This is a genomic window from Mycobacterium sp. Panama NTM2 (assembly GCF_054355555.1).
Genome location: NZ_CM135953.1, coordinates 2,319,207 through 2,335,240, shown reverse-complemented (window position 1 = coordinate 2,335,240; position 16,034 = coordinate 2,319,207). Strand labels below are relative to the sequence as shown.

Sequence of the window (16,034 nt, the reverse complement as noted above, 5' to 3'; positions counted from 1 at the left end):
GGCAAGGCTATCACTGTGCGCTGCCCTCGGCACCGCTGACCTACTCTGGCGCGATGAACCTCGACCGTAATCAGACCTCCATCGTCGAGGCGATCGACGCAGGACTGCTGGCCGGAGCCGTCACGCTGGTGTGGCGGGCGGGCGACATCCTGCAGGTCAACGAGTTGGGCTACCGCGACGTCGACGCCAAGCTGCCGATGCAGCGCGACACGCTCTTCCGCATCGCATCGATGACCAAGCCGGTGACCGTGGCCGCGGCGATGACGCTCGTCGAGGAGGGGGCCCTGGCCCTGTCCGATCGGGTAGCGACGTGGCTGCCGGAGATGGCCGACATGCGGGTGCTCACCGACCCCGGCGGGCCGCTGGATCGCACGGTGCCGGCTCAGCGGCCGATCACGATCGAGGATCTGATGACCCACCGCAGCGGGTTGGCGTACATGTTCTCGATCCGCGGGCCGCTGGCCGACGCCTACCGCAAACTTCCCGCCCGCCAGGATCAGGATCGCTGGCTGGCCGAGCTGGCGGCGCTGCCGCTGGTTCATCAACCCGGCGATCGGCTGACCTACAGCCACGCCACCGATGTTCTCGGGATCGTGCTGTCCCGCCTGACGGGCAAGCCGCTGAGCCAGGTGCTCGCCGAGCGCATCCTGGAGCCATTGGGCATGTCGGACACCGCCTTTCACGTCGGACCCACGGGTCGTCGGCGCGCGGCGACGATGTACCAGCTGACGCCGGACAACGAGCTGCGCCACGACGTGATGGGTCCGGCGCCGATCGTGGACCCACCGTTCTGTATGGGCGGGGCGGGCCTGTGGTCGACCGTCGACGACTACCTGGCGTTCGCTCGGATGCTGCTGGCCGGTGGGACGGTGGAAGGGGTGCGGGTGCTGTCGGAGGAATCCGTGCGGTCGATGCGCACCGACCGACTGACCGACGAGCAGAAGCGCTACGACTTCCTCGGGGCCCCGTTCTGGATCGGCCGTGGATTCGGCCTGAACCTGTCGGTGGTGACGGATCCTGCCAAGTCACGACAGCTGTTCGGGCCGGGCGGGGAGGGCACGTTCTCGTGGCCCGGCGCGTACGGCACGTGGTGGCAGGCTGACCCGACGTCCGATGCCATCCTGATCTATCTGATCCAGAACATGCCGAGCCTATCGACGGATGCGGCAGCCGCTGTCGCGGGCAACACGTCGCTGGCCAAGCTCGCCAGCGCGCAGCCGAAGTTCGTGCGACGGACATACGAGGCGTTCGAACTGTAGGGCCACTTGCCGGCGGTGATAAGCAGTTGGGCGGCAGTATCGGGCCCGACGCCGTAGGCCGCCCGCAGGGCGGGGTTGAGCGCTGTGGTCAGGGAATCGAGCTCGGCGGCCAGGTCGCGGTCTTGGCGCTCGAGGAACTCGATGCGCTGTGCCAGTGCTTTGCAGGCGATCAGCACCGATACGGCGGTAGGGTCCTCGTGCGCGGTGGGGCGACACCGCGCCAGCGCGTCGATCAGGCGCAGCGTCGTGGGGTAGCGGCGATAACGCTCGCGGAGCTCGGCCGGAGCGGTGACCAGGAGGTCTTTGATCTGATTGATCGCTGCAGTGCGGGCTTTGATCGCGCCGCGGCGGGCGACCAATAGAGCTTTGAGCGCCCCGGTGTGGGGGTCTTTGGGCACGGCTAGGCTGTGGCCGGCCAACACCGCGCGGGCAGCGCTGTAGGCATCGAGTGGATCAGATTTCCCTTGCTTACGCCGTGCGGCGCGGTCGGGACGATTGACCTCGACGGTGTGAATATTGTTGGCCTGCAATGCCTGTGTGATGCCCGCGCCATAGGAGCTGGTTCCCTCAACGCCGACGGAGACGACCTCGCCGAAGCTACGCGCCCAGCAGATCGCCGCCCAATACCCGGTCGGGCTGGTGGCAAATTCGGCATCACCGAGCAGTTGACTGGTATCGGTGATCGCGGCCAGGTGAATGGTGTCGAGGTGGGTGTCGATGCCGATGACGACGCGACGTCGGGGTGTCACGATGGTGGTGTCCTCTCCGTGCAATGAACCGTGCGATGAGTGACAACCCGGTAGGGCGGGCAGACAAGACATTGATGAGGCAGCGGACAGGCTCCTGATTAAGTCATGTCCGCCCTACCAGGGCTGTTGCGGTGCTTGCCCGCACGTCGCCGGTGAGACAAATCAATTGGAAGACAACCCAACAGGGCGTCAGTCAGCGGACGAGTCATCACCGGCGGCGAACGAGCAAGACCATCCTCACCCGAAACTGATTAACAGCATCAATGTCGGAGGGCGGCGCTAAGGTCGAAGCATGTTCGCACACGTGTGGCGCTCCTAGTGTTCTCATGGGCGCATTCATGCTGGTCAGCAAGGTTTTGCGGTGCGATACAACGGGATCGGCGTTCCTTGGGTGAATTGAGGGACGCGCACGCGGTGTGCCTCTAGGTTTCGGGGTTACCACACCAACCGCAACCACAAGGAACGATCCGCGTGCGCGTCAGTACTGCATTTAACCGTCTGCTGGCCATTCCCGGAGCCACCGTCACCGACGTCGTGATCGGCGATGGCGACATCGAGGTCATGCTTCGGCCCCGAGCCCGGCTGATGACCTGTCCGTGCGGCAAACGGTGGCCCACCGCATACGATCGGCGCCGCCGGCGGTGGCGACATCTTGACCTGGCGCGTTGCCGGCTCTGGCTGGTCTATGACATTCGGCGAGTGAACTGCCCCAAGTGTGGAGTGACCACCGAAGCGGTGCCCTGGGCCCGACCCCTAGCCCGCCATACCCGCGACTTCGAAGACATGGTGCTGTGGCTGGCTCAACGCACCGACCGCACCTCTGTATCGACGTTGATGCGCTGCGCCTGGGAGACGGTGACCGCGATCATCCACCGAGGCGTCGCCGAATTGCTCGACCAACGCCGACTCGACACGCTCTACCGTATCGGCGTCGATGAGATCTGCTACCGCCACCCGCACCGCTACCTGACGATCATCGGCGACCACGACACCGGCACCGTCATCGATATCCAGCCCGGACGAAGCAAGGAGTCCTTAACGAACTTCTATGACAGTCAACCTGATTCGATCCTCGACCAGATCGAAGCAGTCAGCATGGACGTCTCAAGCATCTACACCAGCGCCACGAAAGAACATCTCCCCAAGGCGGTCATCTGCTACGACGGCTTCCACCTGATGCAATGGGTCAACCGCGCCCTAGACCGCGTCTACGCCGAATCGATGACCGGACCCGGCCGGACCGCAATGAGCACCGCAGACTGGAAAACCGGACGCTGGGCGCTGCGCACCGGAGAGAACAAACTCAGCGACACCAAACGCGACCTGGTCAACCACATCACCCGCACCAACCGACGCATCGGACGGGCCTGGACCCTCAAAGAACAAGCCCGCGACCTCTACCGCTACGACCATCCACCCGGGGTCGCCCGCCAACGACTCAAAGCCTGGATCACCGCCGCCAAACGCTCCCGCATCCCCGTCTTCATCTCCCTCGGCAAACGCTTCCAGACCTACTTCGAGCCCATTCTGGCCGCCATCGAACTCCGCATCTCCAACGCCCTCCTCGAAGGCATCAACGCCACCACCAGGCTCGTCAACGCCCGCGGCTACGGCCACCACTCCGCCCAAACACTGGCCGCAATGATCTACCTCTGCCGCGGCGGACTACACCCCCAGCTACCCACAAAAACATGAGGAGCCGCACACGTGTTCGATATCGACCAGTCGGCCTCGGAGGCTGAGCTGCGCGAGGTCGTGGCACGCTGCGAACAGATGAAGGCGACCGCGGCCGCGGTGCAGGCCCGCGCCACCGCGCTGTGGGCGGAGAAACGCCGAATGGCCGAGACCGAGGCAGGGATGCCGGTCGCAAAGCAGGGGCGCGGGCTCGCCTCCGAAGTGGCGTTGGCCCGGTGTGATTCGCCCGCCCACGGCGGTCGACATCTGGGCTTCGCCCAAGCCTTGGTGCACGAGATGCCCCACACCCTGGCCGCCCTCGAATCCGGGGTGCTGACCGAGTGGCGAGCCACCCTGATCGTCAAACAATCCGCCTGCCTGACCGTGGAGGACCGCCGCACGTTGGACGCCGAATTATGCGCTGACCAGGCGGCTTTGGTCGGTTTGGGCAACGCCCGCATCGAAGCTGCCGCCGCGGCCATCGCCGCCCGCCTGGATGCCGCCGCGGTGGTTCAACGGAAGGAACGCGCGGCGGCGTCTGCGCGGGTGTCGACCCGGCCCGCGCCGAACGGCATGGTGCAGCTGACTGCGCTGATGCCGCTCTCGCAGGGCATCGGGGTGTATGCCGCCTTGAAGCGTGAGGCCGACCTGTGCGGGGACGGGCGCCCGCGCGGACAGATCATGACCGACACGCTCTACCAGCGGGTCACCGCCCGCCCGGCCGAGACGCAAGCGCCGATCGCGGTCAACCTCGTCATGGCCGACACCACCCTCTTCGGCGACGACGACAGCCCCGGCTGGGTCGACGGGTACGGTCCCGTGCCCGCCGCGGTGGTGCGTGACCTGGTGTCGGATGCCGTGGCTGATGAGACGGCGAAAGCCACGCTGCGGCGGCTCTACCGCCACCCCACATCGGGGCAGCTGGTCGCGATGGAATCGCGTGCCCGGATCTTCCCGACGGGGTTGGCGGCGTTCATCGGGCTGCGGGACCAGACGTGTCGCACCCCCTACTGCGACGCCCCCATCCGCCACCACGACCACGCAGTCCCCGCCCGCCACAGCGGACCCACCTCCGCGCTCAACGGGTTGGGTGCCTGCGAAGCCTGCAACTACGCCAAAGAAGCCCCCGACTGGACCGTCACCACCACCCAGACCGACGGCCGCCACACCGCCACCTACCGAACCCCCACCGGCGCGACCTACCACTCCACCGCACCACCACTACCCGGACCACCGATACGGCGCCGCTACAGCGTCATCGAAGGAGAACTCAGCATCGACATCGTCGAACTGAGCGCCGAACTGAAACTCTCAGCTTGACCGTGACAGCCGCTGGCGCGCAGTACATTACGGGTATGCAGAGCCCGACCGTGCTGATCAATGGTGCCGGTATCGCCGGCCCGGCGCTGGCCTTCTGGCTGAATCGCGCGGGCTACCGGGTGATCGTGCTCGAACTCGCGTCGAGCATCCGGCCCGGCGGCCAGACCGTCGACCTGCGGGGCACCGGCCGCGAGGTCGTGAAACGGATGGGATTGCTCGACCAGATGCGGGCGCGGGCGCTCCACCAGAGCGGCGCGGCGTGGGTCAAGGCGGATGGCAGCCGACGGGCCGAGATGCCGGTCACGGCGTTCGGCGGCAACGGGCTCGTGTCGTCGCTCGAGATCCTGCGCGGCGACCTCGCCGCGGTGCTCTACGAGGCGACGCGCGAGGACGTGGACTACCGGTTCGGCTCCACCGTCACCGGTCTGGAGCAGAGCGAAGACGGTGTCACCGCAACCCTGGCCAACGGCACCCGCCTGCCCGCCGACCTCGTCGTCGGCGCCGACGGACCGCACTCGGCCGTACGCCGCATAGGGTTCGGCCCCGAGGACCGCTACCTCCGTCCCCTCGGCGGCTACCACGCGTGGTTCACCGCCCCGGACACCGTCGGGCTCGACGGATGGTTCCTGCTCTACCAGGCGCCGGGCGGCCTGAACGCATCGATGCGACCATCGCACGATCCGGCAATTGCCAAGGCAGGACTGGCTTTCCAGTCGGAACCGCTGGACTACGACCGCCACGACATCGACGAGCAACGGCAGATCCTGGTCCATCGATTCGCCGGGGCGGGGTGGCACTGTGATGCGCTGCTCGCCGCTGCCGCAGACGCCGACGACTTCTACTTCGACGCCTTCGCGCAGGTCCATATGCCGACATGGTCGTCGGGGCGGGTGACATTGGTCGGAGATGCCGGCTATTGCGCCTCCCCGCTATCGGGAATGGGCACCAGCCTGGCGCTGGTCGGCGCCTACGTGCTGGCCGGCGAGCTCGGCCCTGCCGAGCGCTTCGATGCCACCAGCCTGCCCCCGGCACTCGCGCGCTACGAGCAGGCGATGCGCCCCTATGTCGATCGCTGCCAGGACCTACCACGCGGGGTCGAGGGCTATGCGCCGATGCGGGAGTCCGACATCGTGATCACCGCGGCGGTGATGAAGTGGTGCCAGCGGTGGCCGTTCCGATCGGTCGCCGAGAAGAAGTGGTTCACCACCGCGGATTCGATGACGCTGCCGGACTATCGCTGAGCACACCGAGCTTGGCAGCCAGGTCGAGGATCGCCTCGGCCCGGGCACGGGTGGGTCCGGAGCTACCGTCGTAATGACTTGACGGTGCATCCAGGCGCGCGTATCGCCCGTGCAGCGTCGATTTCGTCCAGCGACGGGCTCAGCAGCGTGTTGATCGTGCCCGCGTGTCCGGCGTCCAGGCACAGCCGGCCCGTCATCCCGGCTGCCTTGGCGATCTCGGTGTCGCGCGGGAGATCGCCGGCGTTGTCACGCAGTGTCGGCCCGTCGATCGGCGCGGGCAATCCCGCAGCCCGGCTCGCGATCACCAGGCGGGCGCGCGGATAGACCAGGACCATCGAATCGGCGCACATCCCGGTATCGCGACGGAAATCGGCGATCCCGAACGCGATTCGGGCACACGAGCGCGCGATCTCCAGCGCCGATTCGATCCCGAGCGCGGACTCGATCAGGGCGACCACAGGCGTCCCGGCCGGCAACCGCTTCGCCGTCGAGACCACATCGTGCGCGGACTCGACCTTGGCGAGCATCACCCCGCTCAGGCCCGGCACACCGGCCACCGCATCCAGGTCGGCGTCCCAGTTCGGGGTGCCCGCACTGCTGATCCGCACCCATGCCTGCCCGTCGCCGTCGAGACATTCGGCGACCGCCCGCCGACCGGCCGGCTTGTCAGAATCGGGGAGCCCGTCCTCGATGTCGAGAACCACGACATCAGCCTCCGACGCCAGCGCGCGCTGACAGCCCGGCCGCGCGGGCTCCAAAAGCCAGGTACGCGCCAGCGACCAGTGCGGCCGGTGAACACAGTGAGCTTCGGGGAAGACCGTCACCCCTGTGATGTTCGCCGACAGCTCAGCTCAAAGCCAGGTTGCGCACATTTAGTTCATCGCGGCCGGCGCGAGAATTCACCCGGCGGTGCCGTCGGCTCCGTTGCTGCCCGCGCGCACCGCCGCCGCGGCCGCGCGGATCTGCGGCGTCACGAGCATCACCTGACCGAGTACTCCGTTGACGAAGCCCGGCGAGTCGTCGGTCGACAGCCGCTTGGCCAGCTCGACCGCCTCGTCGACGGCGACCGGCTCGGGCACGTCCTCGGCGTGCAGCAGCTCCCACACCGCAACGCGCAGGATGGCGCGGTCCACGGCAGGCAGCCGGTCCAGCGTCCACCCCTGCAGGTGCGACGAGATGAGATCGTCGATGTGCGCTCGGTGTTCGGTGACGCCCCGCGCCACCGTCACCGTGTACGGGTTCAGCGGCGCGATACCGTCCTCATCGGACCAATCGTCGGTCTGCTTCTGCGCCAACGTGTTTCGCGCTTCGGCAACCTCGGCCGGGGTGATGTCGCGGGCCTCCGCCTCGAACAGCAGATCGACCGCGCGTTTACGGGCCTGGTGCCGGCCCCTGTCACCACGCCGGTCAGCCATTGACCCTTCCCAGGTAACTTCCGTCCCGCGAGTCCACCTTCAGCTTGTCGCCGGTGTTGATGAACAGCGGCACCTGGATCTCGGCGCCGGTCTCCAGCGTCGCGGGCTTCGTGCCGGCGCTCGACCGGTCGCCCTGCAGACCCGGCTCGGTGTGGCTGACGAGAAGCTCGACCGTCACCGGCAGCTCCAGGTACAGCGCCGTGCCGTCATGGAACGCGATCTGCACGGGCATGCCCTCGAGCAGGAACCCGGCCAACCGGCCCACCAGCGCCTCCGGCAGCGGGTGCTGCTCGTAGTCCTCGGAGTCCATGAACACGAAGTCCGAGCCGTCGCGGTACAGATAGGTGGCGTCACGCCGGTCGACCGTCGCGGTTTCCACCTTCACCCCGGCGTTGTAGGTCTTGTCGACGACCTTGCCCGACACCACGTTCTTGAGCTTGGTGCGCACGAAGGCAGGTCCCTTGCCGGGTTTGACGTGCTGGAACTCGACGATCTGCCACAGCTGGCCGTCGATCTGCAGGACGAGCCCATTCTTGAAGTCGGCGGTCGATGCCACGGTGGGGTGTACTCCTAGCGTCTAGAGGATCATCAGGTCCTTGCCGAACCTGGTCAGTAGTTCGGGCCCCTCCGGGGTGACCGCCAGCGTGTCCTCGATGCGGACGCCGCCGCGATCGGGCAGGTAGACACCGGGCTCGACGGTCACTGCGGAGCCAGCAAGCAGTGTACCGGCGGCTGCGGAGTTGATTCCGGGCGCTTCGTGGATCTGCAGACCGACGCCGTGCCCGAGGCCGTGGCCGAAGTTCTCGCCGTAGCCGGCATCGGCGATGACCTGCCGCGATGCGGCGTCGACGTCGCGCAACACGACGCCGGGTGCCAGCGCTTCGCGCCCGGCCTGCTGCGAGCGCGCCACGAGTCCGTAGATGTCGTGCTGCCACTGCGCGGCCGGCGCGAGCACGAACGTACGGGTCATGTCCGAGTGGTAGCCGCCGACGAGCGCACCGAAGTCGATCTTGACGAAGTCCCCGGCGGCCAGCACCGCCTCGGTGGGCCGGTGGTGCGGGACGGCCGAGTTGGCCCCGGTCGCGACGATCGTCTCGAACGACGCGCCGTCGGCACCGTGCTCGAGCATCAGCGCCTCGAGCTCGTTGCGCACCTGCTTCTCGGTACGCCCGGCTCGCAGCCCGCCACGCTGCACCAGATCCTGCAGTGCCGCGTCGGCGGCGTCGCATGCTCGGCGCAGCAGCGCGAGCTCACCCTCGTCCTTGACCTCGCGCAGCGCCTCGATCATGCCTGCGGCTCGCGCGAACTCGACCTTCCCGTCCGCCGCATCGCTCAACGCAGTGAACGCGTCGACGGTCACCACGTGGCTCTCGAATCCCAGCGTGCGCACACCGGTCGCGGCTGCCCGCGCCGCCAGATGGGGCCCACAGGCCCGTTCGATGACGACCTCGGCGTCCGGCGCCTGGGCAGCCGCCTGGGTCCGATAGCGGCCATCGGTGGCCAGCACCGGCGTGTCGTCTCCGACCAGGACCAGAAGCGCCGCGTTGGAGCCGGTGAAACCGGACAGATAGCGAACGTTGACCAGGTCTGTCACGAGCATGGCGTCGATCTCGGCGTCGGCAAGACGCTGGCGCAGCCGGTCGCGGCGGGCAGAAATCGTCACGACTGCCGACGCTACTCGCTAAGGTGAGGCCTCATGAGCAAGTGGCTGCTGCGCGGACTGGTGTTCGCCGCCCTGATGGTGATCGTCCGATTGCTGCAGGGAGCGTTGATCAACACCTGGGAAACCAAGGCCGGTCTGATCAGTGCCGTCCTGGTCGCGCTGTACGCGGTCGTCGTCTTCATCTGGGGTTACATCGACGGGCGCGCCGACGCCCGCGCCAACCCGGACCCCGACCGCCGGTCGGATCTGGCGATGACGTGGCTACTGGCCGGGCTGTTCGCCGGAGTGGTCAGCGGCGCGGTCGCCTGGTTCATCGGCCTCTTCTACAAGAACCTCTATGTCGAGGGTCTGATCAACGAGGTGACCACGTTCGCGGCGTTCACCGCGCTGCTGGTGTTCCTGTTCGCGATCGTCGGCGTCGGGCTGGGCCGCTGGCTGGTCGACCGCAAGACGCCGAACACGCCGCGTCGCCGCGAGGGTGACGACGACCGGGCGGACACCGACGTGTTCGCCGCCGTGCGCGACGACAGGGACGACCGGGACGTGCAGGACTACGACCGGCACCATGAGGATGCCGAAACCGAGCGGCACACCTCACCCGTCGCGGTCGCCGAACACGACGACACCGACAAGACGCGGCGCGAGGACTAGCCCGCCGGACGCGCCACCTCGGCGTACGCGGCGGCCAGCAGCGACGGGTCGGGCCCTTCCAGGCGACCGGGCTTGGCTAGCCCGTCGAGGACCACGAACCGCAGCACCCCGGCCCGGGTCTTCTTGTCGCCGGCCATGGATTCCATCAGCGCGGGTAGCGCATCCGCATCGTAGGTGACGGGCAGACCCAGAGACGTCAGGATCGCGCGGTGCCGCTCGGCGGTCGCATCGTCCAATCGTCCTGCGAGGCGGCCCAATTCGGCGGCGAACACCAGACCGACGGACACCGCGGCGCCGTGTCGCCACTGGTAGCGCTCCCGCCGTTCGATCGCGTGCGCCAAGGTGTGGCCGTAGTTCAGGATCTCCCGCAGCGCCGACTCTTTCTCGTCGGCGGCCACCACCTCGGCCTTGACCGCGACCGCCCGCCGGATCAGCTCGGGCAGCACGTCACCACCGGGGTCCACGGACCGCTGCGGATCGGCCTCGATCATGTCGAGGATCACCGGATCGGCGATGAATCCGGCTTTCACGATCTCAGCCATGCCGGCCACGATCTCGTTGCGCGGCAAGCTGTCCAGCGTCGCCAGGTCGACCAGCACGGCGGTCGGCTGGTGGAACGCGCCGACGAGGTTCTTGCCGGCGTCGGTGTTGATCCCGGTCTTGCCACCGACGGCGGCGTCGACCATGCCGAGCAGGGTGGTGGGCACGTGCACGATGTCGATTCCGCGCAGCCAGGTCGCTGCGGCGAAGCCGGCCACGTCGGTGGCCGCACCGCCACCGAGGCTGACGATCGCGTCCTTGCGCCCGACACCGATGCGGCCCAGCACCTCCCAGATGAAGCCGACCACCGGCAGCTCCTTGCCGGCCTCGGCGTCCGGGATCTCGATGCGGTGCGCGTCGATTCCCTTGTCGGCCAGATGAGCTCGGATCGCTTCGGCGGTCTGGGTGAGCGTGGGCTGATGCAGGATCGCGACCCTGTGCCTGCCGTCGAGGATGCGGCCGAGGTCACCGAGCAGTCCGGTACCGATGATGACGGGATACGGCGGGCGGGTGCGCACCTCGACGGTCACCGGTTCTGTCACGGCATGTCCTTGCGTCGACACGGGGATCCTTTCCTGGCCGCCACCGCGGCGGGACTGGGCGGCGCCTCCGTCGAGGGCGCTGCGGTCAAAGACAGTGGGGCACGCCGCCACGACGGCCGCCGACGGCGCCGGTCGCCGCGCGCAGCGGCCGGGTTCTCCAGCCGAGCGACGATGTGGCGCACCACCGCCGCCGGGTTGCGACGGTTCGTGTTGACGCGCATGGTCGCCACCTGCCGGTACAGCGGAACTCGTTGCGACATCAACGCTTTGAACTTCTCGGCGCGATCCGGGCCGGCCAGCAGCGGGCGTACGGTGGAGCCCCCGGTGCGGCGGATCCCCTCGGACGCGCTGATCTCCAGATAGATGACCGTCTGCCCGGCCAGCGCTTCACGCACACCCGGCGTGGTGATCGCGCCGCCGCCGAGGGACACCACGCCGTCATGGGACGTCAGCGCCTCGCGGATCACCTCCTCTTCGATGCGCCGGAATTCCGCTTCGCCGTCGATGGCGAAGATGTCGGCGATCGTGCGGCCGGTGCTCTTCTCGATCGCGGCGTCGGTGTCGAGCATCTCCACCTCGAGCGCCTTCGCCAGCCGCCGGCCGATCGTGGACTTGCCCGATCCGGGCAGCCCCACGAGCACTGCCTTGGGCGCCATCAGCCCGACGCCCTGACCCCGTCGGTGGCGGGCTCGCGCGCCGCCACGGCGCGCAGGTAGGTCTCGATGTTGGCGCGGGTCTCGGTCAGGGAGTCGCCGCCGAACTTCTCCAGAGCGGCCCGCGCGAGCACCAGCGCCACCATCGTCTCGACGACAACGCCTGCCGCAGGCACCGCGCACACATCGGAGCGCTGATGGATCGCGACCGCTTCCTGGCCCGTCGCCATGTCTACGGTCGCCAGCGCGCGGGGCACCGTCGAGATGGGCTTCATCGCCGCGCGCACCCGGACCGGCAGGCCGTTGGTCATACCGCCCTCCAACCCGCCGGCGCGATTGGTCGAGCGCATGACACCGTCGGGCCCGGGATACATCTCGTCGTGCGCGACACTGCCGCGCCGGCGCGCGGTCTCGAACCCGTCGCCGATCTCCACCCCTTTGATCGCCTGGATGCCCATCACCGCGGCGGCCAGCTGGCTGTCGAGCCGGTTCTCGCCGCTGGTGAAGGACCCCAGTCCGATCGGGAGGTTGTGGGCCACGACCTCGACTACGCCGCCGAGCGTGTCGCCGTCCTTCTTGGCGGCTTCGATCTCGGCGATCATCGACGCCTCGGCGGCAGCGTCGAAGGCGCGCACCGGGCTCTCGTCGATCGCGGCCAGGTCGCCGGGCAGCGGCGGTGGCCCGTCGTAGGGGTCCGACGCGCCGATGGAGATGACGTGGGAGACGACCTCGACGCCGAGCGCCTGCCGCAGGAACGCCCGGGCCACGGTGCCCGCGGCGACCCGCGCCGCGGTCTCTCGGGCACTGGCCCGCTCGAGCACGGGACGGGCGTCGTCGAAGCCGTACTTGAGCATGCCGGCGTAATCGGCGTGGCCGGGTCGGGGCCGGGTCAGCGGGGCGTTGCGGGCGGCGCTGTCCGCGAGCACGGCCGGATCGACGGGATCGGCCGCCATCACGGTTTCCCACTTCGGCCACTCGGTGTTGCCGATCTCGATCGCCAGGGGTCCGCCGAGCGTCACTCCGTGCCGCAGCCCCGCGAGGATCGTCACCTGGTCCTGCTCGAACTTCATCCGCGCTCCGCGTCCGTAGCCGAGGCGGCGACGCGCGAGCGCGGCGGCGACGTCGGCAGAGGTCACCTCGACGCCGGCGACCATCCCCTCGACCATCGCCACCAATGCACGACCGTGGGATTCCCCTGCTGTGGTCCATCGCAACACGTGTCCCAGTTTCGCATGAGGCGGCCGGGGTCCGGAAAACGGCGACTACCGCAGCGCAGGCTCGGCCAGGCCCAGTACGACTGCGAGAGCCGTCGCCAGGCACATCGCCGGCCCGTGCGGCACCGGCGTGCGCACGCCACGCAGCAGGCGCGTCGTACCCCACAGCCCGGTCAGCAGCGAGGCGCCGACGGCGCACAGCACCCATGCCTGCATCCCGAACGCGCCGGTCACGCCGCCCACACCGAGTGCGAGTTTGACGTCGCCGGCGCCCAGTGCTCCCGGTGCCGCCAGGTGCACCAGCGCATAGACGCCGGTCAACGCCACGGCGCCGAACAGTGCACCCGAGCCGCGCCCCGACAGCGCGGCCGCGATCAGGATCACCGCCGCACCGGGCAGCGTGAGCAGGTTGGGCAGGCGGTGGCACCGCAGATCGTAGGTGCTCAACGCGATCAGCCAGCCCGCCAGCGCCACGAACGCCGTCTCCCCCATCGCTCGAGGCTAAGCCCCGGGAAGTACCGCCCTCATCGCCTCTTTGGGGGCAGGCAGCCCGGTGAACAGTTCCACCTGCGTGAACGCCTGGTTGAGCAGCATCTGCAGACCGCTGATCACGAGGCCGCCCCGCGCCTCGACGGCCGCAGCCAGCGGGGTCGGCCACGGTTCGTAGATCGCGTCGAGGCAGACGGGGGCCTCTGCCAGCACGCGGGCGTAGGGCGCCGCGGCGTCGGCGGGGATCGTGTTCACCAGCACCTGCGCGTCGGCGATCACGTCGGCCAGGGCGGCGCCCTGCAGCTCGCAGAATGCGGCCTCGACGCCGCTGCGTCGCGCCACCTCGAGCACTCCGGCCGCCTTGTCGACGCTGCGCGCGACCACAGTGACGTGGCGCGCTCCGCGCGCGGCCAGGCCCGCGACGGCGGCCGGTGCGGTACCGCCGGACCCGATCACGGCCGCGCGGTCGGCGGGCGGCGCGTCGGCCAGCGCACCGACGACGCCGTCGACGTCGGTGTTGTCCGCGTACCACCCGGCCGCGGACCGCACCAGTGTGTTGGCCGACCCGAGCAACCGGGCCCGCTCGGTGGCCTCATCGGCCACCTGAAGCGCGGCGAACTTGCCGGGCATCGTCACCGACACCCCGACCCACTCCGGCCCGAACGCTGCCACCACCCCCGGCAGCTGCTCCCCCGTGCACTCGATGCGGTCATACGTCCAGTCGTCGAGACCCAGCGCCCGATAGGCGGCCAGGTGCAGCTGCGGGGACCGCGAATGGGCGATCGGCGAGCCCAGCACGGCCGCCCGACGCGCGGAGCTCACGCGGTCAGCGGGCCGAGTCGAGGACGCCGTTGCGGCGGGCCTGCTCGATGTTCGCCAGGTGCTGCTCGTACTCGCGGGTGAACAGCGTGGTGCCCTGCATGTCGATCGTGACGAAGTACAGCCAGTCCCCCGGCGCCGGCTGTTCGGCCGCGGCCAGCGCGGGCCCGCCGGGCGAGCAGATCGGGGTGGCCGGCAACCCGGGCCGCACGTAGGTGTTCCACGGCGTGGCCTGAGCGCGGTCGCCGTCGGTGGTGGCCACCTCGATGCGGTCGAGCGCGTAGTTGACCGTGGAGTCGAATTCCAGCGTGCGGTTCTCCGCGAGCCGGTTGTAGATGACGCGCGCCACCTTGGCGAAGTCCGCCGGCGTGGATTCGCGCTGCACGAGGGAGGCGACCGTGAGGATCTGGTAGGGGGTCATGTTCAGGCTGGTCGCGGTCGTGAGCAGACCACTCTGCTCGTACTGCCCGGCGCTGCTGGTGATGAGCGTGGACAGGATCTCCTGCGGGGTGGCCGAGGGGTCGATGTTCCACGTGCCGGGAGCGATCAACCCCTCCAGGCGGCGGTGGTCGGCGCCCATCGCCGTCACCGGCCCGACGGCCCACTGCGGCACCCCCAGCGCCGCCGGGGGCGACGTGCCGGCGGTGGCCTTCAGGTCCGCGGCCGATACACAGCGCCGGTTGTCGTCGAGGTCGACGCAGCTGGCCTTGGAGATCAGCGTGAAGATGCCGTCGGTGACCGCGTTGGTCTTGACGTCGGACACGTCGTCGAGCTGGCGGCCCTCCGGGATCACCAGCTTGCCGACCCGGTTGGCCGGGTCCGCCAGTCGCGACACCGCGTTGGAGGCGGGGATCTCGGTGCGCACCTTGTAGAAGCCCGGCTGGATCGAGGCGATCGAGTCGTTGCCGTCGGCGGCGTCGACGAACGCCTTGACGGTGGCGACGACCTTGTTGTCGAGCAGCGTCTTGCCGATCGCCGTCGTCGAGTCGCCGTCGTGGATCTGGATGACGACGTCGGTGACGCCGCTGCCGGTGTAGTCGTTGTCGGCGCCGCCGAACAGGGAGTTCCACATCCGAGAGCCGAGGAGCACTGCGACGATGGCGACGACCACGACGATCGACACCGCCGTCACCGCCGCCACACGCCGCCGGCGGCGCATCCGGTTCTCCCGCGCGCGCTGCCGGCGGGTCATCCGCTGCCGCGGCGGCCCGACCGCCAGCGGTTCGGCCCGGTCCCCGTGCCAGTCGTCAGCCATCCCTGGCCTCTCCGTGTGGGGACAGCGCCACCCGCCGCTGGTCCAGCCAGTTCTGCAGGATCCCCACCGCTGCAGCTTGGTCGATCACAGCCCGCTGGCCGCGGGCCCGGACCCCTGCTTCACGCAGCGCCCGCTGCGCGGTGAGGGTGGTGAAGCGTTCATCGACGAAGCGGATCGGCACCGGGGCGATCCGTTCGCCCAGCCGGTCGGCGACCTCGACCGCGTCTCGCGCCGACGACCCGGCCCGGTCGGCGAGTGTGCGCGGCAGACCGACCACGACCTCGACCGCCTGATAGTCCTCGACCAACCCAGCGAGTCGCTTGAGGTGCCGGTTGCCTCGCCGGTCGCGGGGCACGGTCTCCACCGGCGTGGCCAGCGTGGCGTCCGGGTCGCTCACCGCGACCCCGATACGCACCGAACCGACGTCGACCCCGAGCCGGCGCCCCCTGCCCGGATCCGGCGCGGTGGCCGGGTCACCGGGTCGGTCCGGTGCACGGTCGGCGACGTGGGCGTCGCTGGAGGCGTCGTGGGAAGCGTCGGGCACTGGCGC

General features: G+C 69.1%; 15 protein-coding genes and 2 pseudogenes. 5 read left to right on the top strand and 12 right to left on the bottom strand.

Translation table 11 applies throughout. The features are described 5' to 3' along the window. The first annotated feature begins 53 nt into the window (after positions 1-53). Positions 54-1,259: a serine hydrolase domain-containing protein gene (locus ACXYX3_RS11170; protein WP_458611722.1), complete on the top strand. Its 1,206-nt coding sequence runs from the start codon at positions 54-56 to the stop codon at positions 1,257-1,259. Positions 1,260-1,609: 350 nt separating this feature from the next. On the opposite strand, the pseudogene ACXYX3_RS11165 reads toward ACXYX3_RS11170, so the two are convergent. Continuing rightward, positions 1,610-2,080: pseudogene (locus tag ACXYX3_RS11165) on the bottom strand (IS110 family transposase); the annotation flags it as partial. Between the two features lie 399 nt (positions 2,081-2,479). Here ACXYX3_RS11165 and ACXYX3_RS11160 point away from each other — a divergent pair. From ACXYX3_RS11160 to ACXYX3_RS11150, 3 genes are read left to right on the top strand one after another with little or no spacing between them, the layout of a single operon-like run. Beyond that, complete coding sequence (locus ACXYX3_RS11160; RefSeq protein ID WP_458609431.1) at positions 2,480-3,703, top strand: ISL3 family transposase; 1,224 nt, start codon at positions 2,480-2,482, stop codon at positions 3,701-3,703. Positions 3,704-3,715: 12 nt separating this feature from the next. Next, positions 3,716-5,002, top strand: a complete 1,287-nt coding sequence (locus ACXYX3_RS11155; protein ID WP_458611721.1) for an HNH endonuclease — start codon at positions 3,716-3,718, stop codon at positions 5,000-5,002. A gap of 35 nt (positions 5,003-5,037) precedes the next feature. Next, on the top strand, positions 5,038-6,243 hold the full coding sequence (locus ACXYX3_RS11150) for an FAD-dependent monooxygenase (RefSeq protein WP_458611720.1): 1,206 nt from the start codon (positions 5,038-5,040) through the stop codon (positions 6,241-6,243). A gap of 62 nt (positions 6,244-6,305) precedes the next feature. On the opposite strand, the gene ACXYX3_RS11145 is transcribed toward ACXYX3_RS11150, so the two are convergent. From ACXYX3_RS11145 to ACXYX3_RS11130, 4 genes are all read right to left on the bottom strand, one after another. Continuing rightward, positions 6,306-7,067 carry an HpcH/HpaI aldolase/citrate lyase family protein gene (locus ACXYX3_RS11145; RefSeq protein WP_458611719.1) on the bottom strand — a complete coding sequence of 254 codons (762 nt, stop codon included), beginning with the start codon at positions 7,065-7,067 and terminating at the stop codon, positions 6,306-6,308. Between the two features lie 75 nt (positions 7,068-7,142). After that, positions 7,143-7,658 carry a transcription antitermination factor NusB gene (gene nusB, locus ACXYX3_RS11140; RefSeq protein WP_241203774.1) on the bottom strand — a complete coding sequence of 172 codons (516 nt, stop codon included), beginning with the start codon at positions 7,656-7,658 and terminating at the stop codon, positions 7,143-7,145. Beyond that, positions 7,651-8,214, bottom strand: a complete 564-nt coding sequence (gene efp, locus ACXYX3_RS11135; protein ID WP_043408450.1) for an elongation factor P — start codon at positions 8,212-8,214, stop codon at positions 7,651-7,653. Before efp ends, nusB begins: the two co-directional genes overlap by 8 nt. Before the next feature lie 21 nt (positions 8,215-8,235). Next, positions 8,236-9,321 carry a M24 family metallopeptidase gene (locus ACXYX3_RS11130; RefSeq protein WP_458611718.1) on the bottom strand — a complete coding sequence of 362 codons (1,086 nt, stop codon included), beginning with the start codon at positions 9,319-9,321 and terminating at the stop codon, positions 8,236-8,238. Between the two features lie 33 nt (positions 9,322-9,354). Between ACXYX3_RS11130 and ACXYX3_RS11125 the strand changes: the two genes are divergently transcribed. Continuing rightward, the gene (locus ACXYX3_RS11125; RefSeq protein ID WP_458611717.1) at positions 9,355-9,972 is read left to right on the top strand and encodes a B-4DMT family transporter; all 618 of its coding nucleotides are present in this window, start codon (positions 9,355-9,357) and stop codon (positions 9,970-9,972) included. On the opposite strand, the gene aroB is transcribed toward ACXYX3_RS11125, so the two are convergent. The 7 genes and pseudogenes from aroB to ruvX all read right to left on the bottom strand — a co-directional run bounded on the left by aroB (position 9,969) and on the right by ruvX (position 16,028). Further along, entirely contained in the window at positions 9,969-11,054 is a 1,086-nt protein-coding gene (aroB, locus tag ACXYX3_RS11120; protein WP_458611716.1) for a 3-dehydroquinate synthase, read from the bottom strand. The two genes, ACXYX3_RS11125 and aroB, sit on opposite strands and share 4 nt — an antisense overlap. Before the next feature lie 146 nt (positions 11,055-11,200). Further along, a pseudogene (locus ACXYX3_RS11115) lies at positions 11,201-11,710 on the bottom strand (shikimate kinase); the annotation flags it as partial. Continuing rightward, positions 11,710-12,924, bottom strand: a complete 1,215-nt coding sequence (gene aroC / locus ACXYX3_RS11110) for a chorismate synthase (protein ID WP_458611715.1) — start codon at positions 12,922-12,924, stop codon at positions 11,710-11,712. The pseudogene ACXYX3_RS11115 and the gene aroC, both read right to left, overlap by 1 nt. Before the next feature lie 45 nt (positions 12,925-12,969). Further along, complete coding sequence (locus ACXYX3_RS11105) at positions 12,970-13,413, bottom strand: prepilin peptidase (protein ID WP_458611714.1); 444 nt, start codon at positions 13,411-13,413, stop codon at positions 12,970-12,972. A 9-nt stretch (positions 13,414-13,422) separates the two neighbouring features. Next, positions 13,423-14,232 (bottom strand): shikimate dehydrogenase, encoded by an 810-nt coding sequence (locus tag ACXYX3_RS11100; RefSeq protein ID WP_241203780.1) that lies wholly within the window; start codon positions 14,230-14,232, stop codon positions 13,423-13,425. Positions 14,233-14,236: 4 nt separating this feature from the next. After that, on the bottom strand, positions 14,237-15,484 hold the full coding sequence (locus tag ACXYX3_RS11095) for an endolytic transglycosylase MltG (protein WP_241203781.1): 1,248 nt from the start codon (positions 15,482-15,484) through the stop codon (positions 14,237-14,239). After that, complete coding sequence (gene ruvX / locus ACXYX3_RS11090) at positions 15,477-16,028, bottom strand: Holliday junction resolvase RuvX (RefSeq protein ID WP_241203782.1); 552 nt, start codon at positions 16,026-16,028, stop codon at positions 15,477-15,479. The genes ACXYX3_RS11095 and ruvX overlap by 8 nt, the downstream gene beginning before the upstream one ends. Positions 16,029-16,034: the final 6 nt, after the last annotated feature.

Bases quoted from the DNA above. Each gene is read 5' to 3' on its own strand.
- ACXYX3_RS11150 (WP_458611720.1), top strand. From the start codon at position 5,038: ATGCAGAGCCCGACCGTGCTGATCAATGGTGCCGGTATCGCCGGCCCG.
- ACXYX3_RS11095 (WP_241203781.1), bottom strand. From the start codon at position 15,484: ATGGCTGACGACTGGCACGGGGACCGGGCCGAACCGCTGGCGGTCGGG.
- ACXYX3_RS11105 (WP_458611714.1), bottom strand. From the start codon at position 13,413: ATGGGGGAGACGGCGTTCGTGGCGCTGGCGGGCTGGCTGATCGCGTTG.
- ACXYX3_RS11170 (WP_458611722.1), top strand. From the start codon at position 54: ATGAACCTCGACCGTAATCAGACCTCCATCGTCGAGGCGATCGACGCA.
- ACXYX3_RS11125 (WP_458611717.1), top strand. From the start codon at position 9,355: ATGAGCAAGTGGCTGCTGCGCGGACTGGTGTTCGCCGCCCTGATGGTG.
- nusB (WP_241203774.1), bottom strand. From the start codon at position 7,658: ATGGCTGACCGGCGTGGTGACAGGGGCCGGCACCAGGCCCGTAAACGC.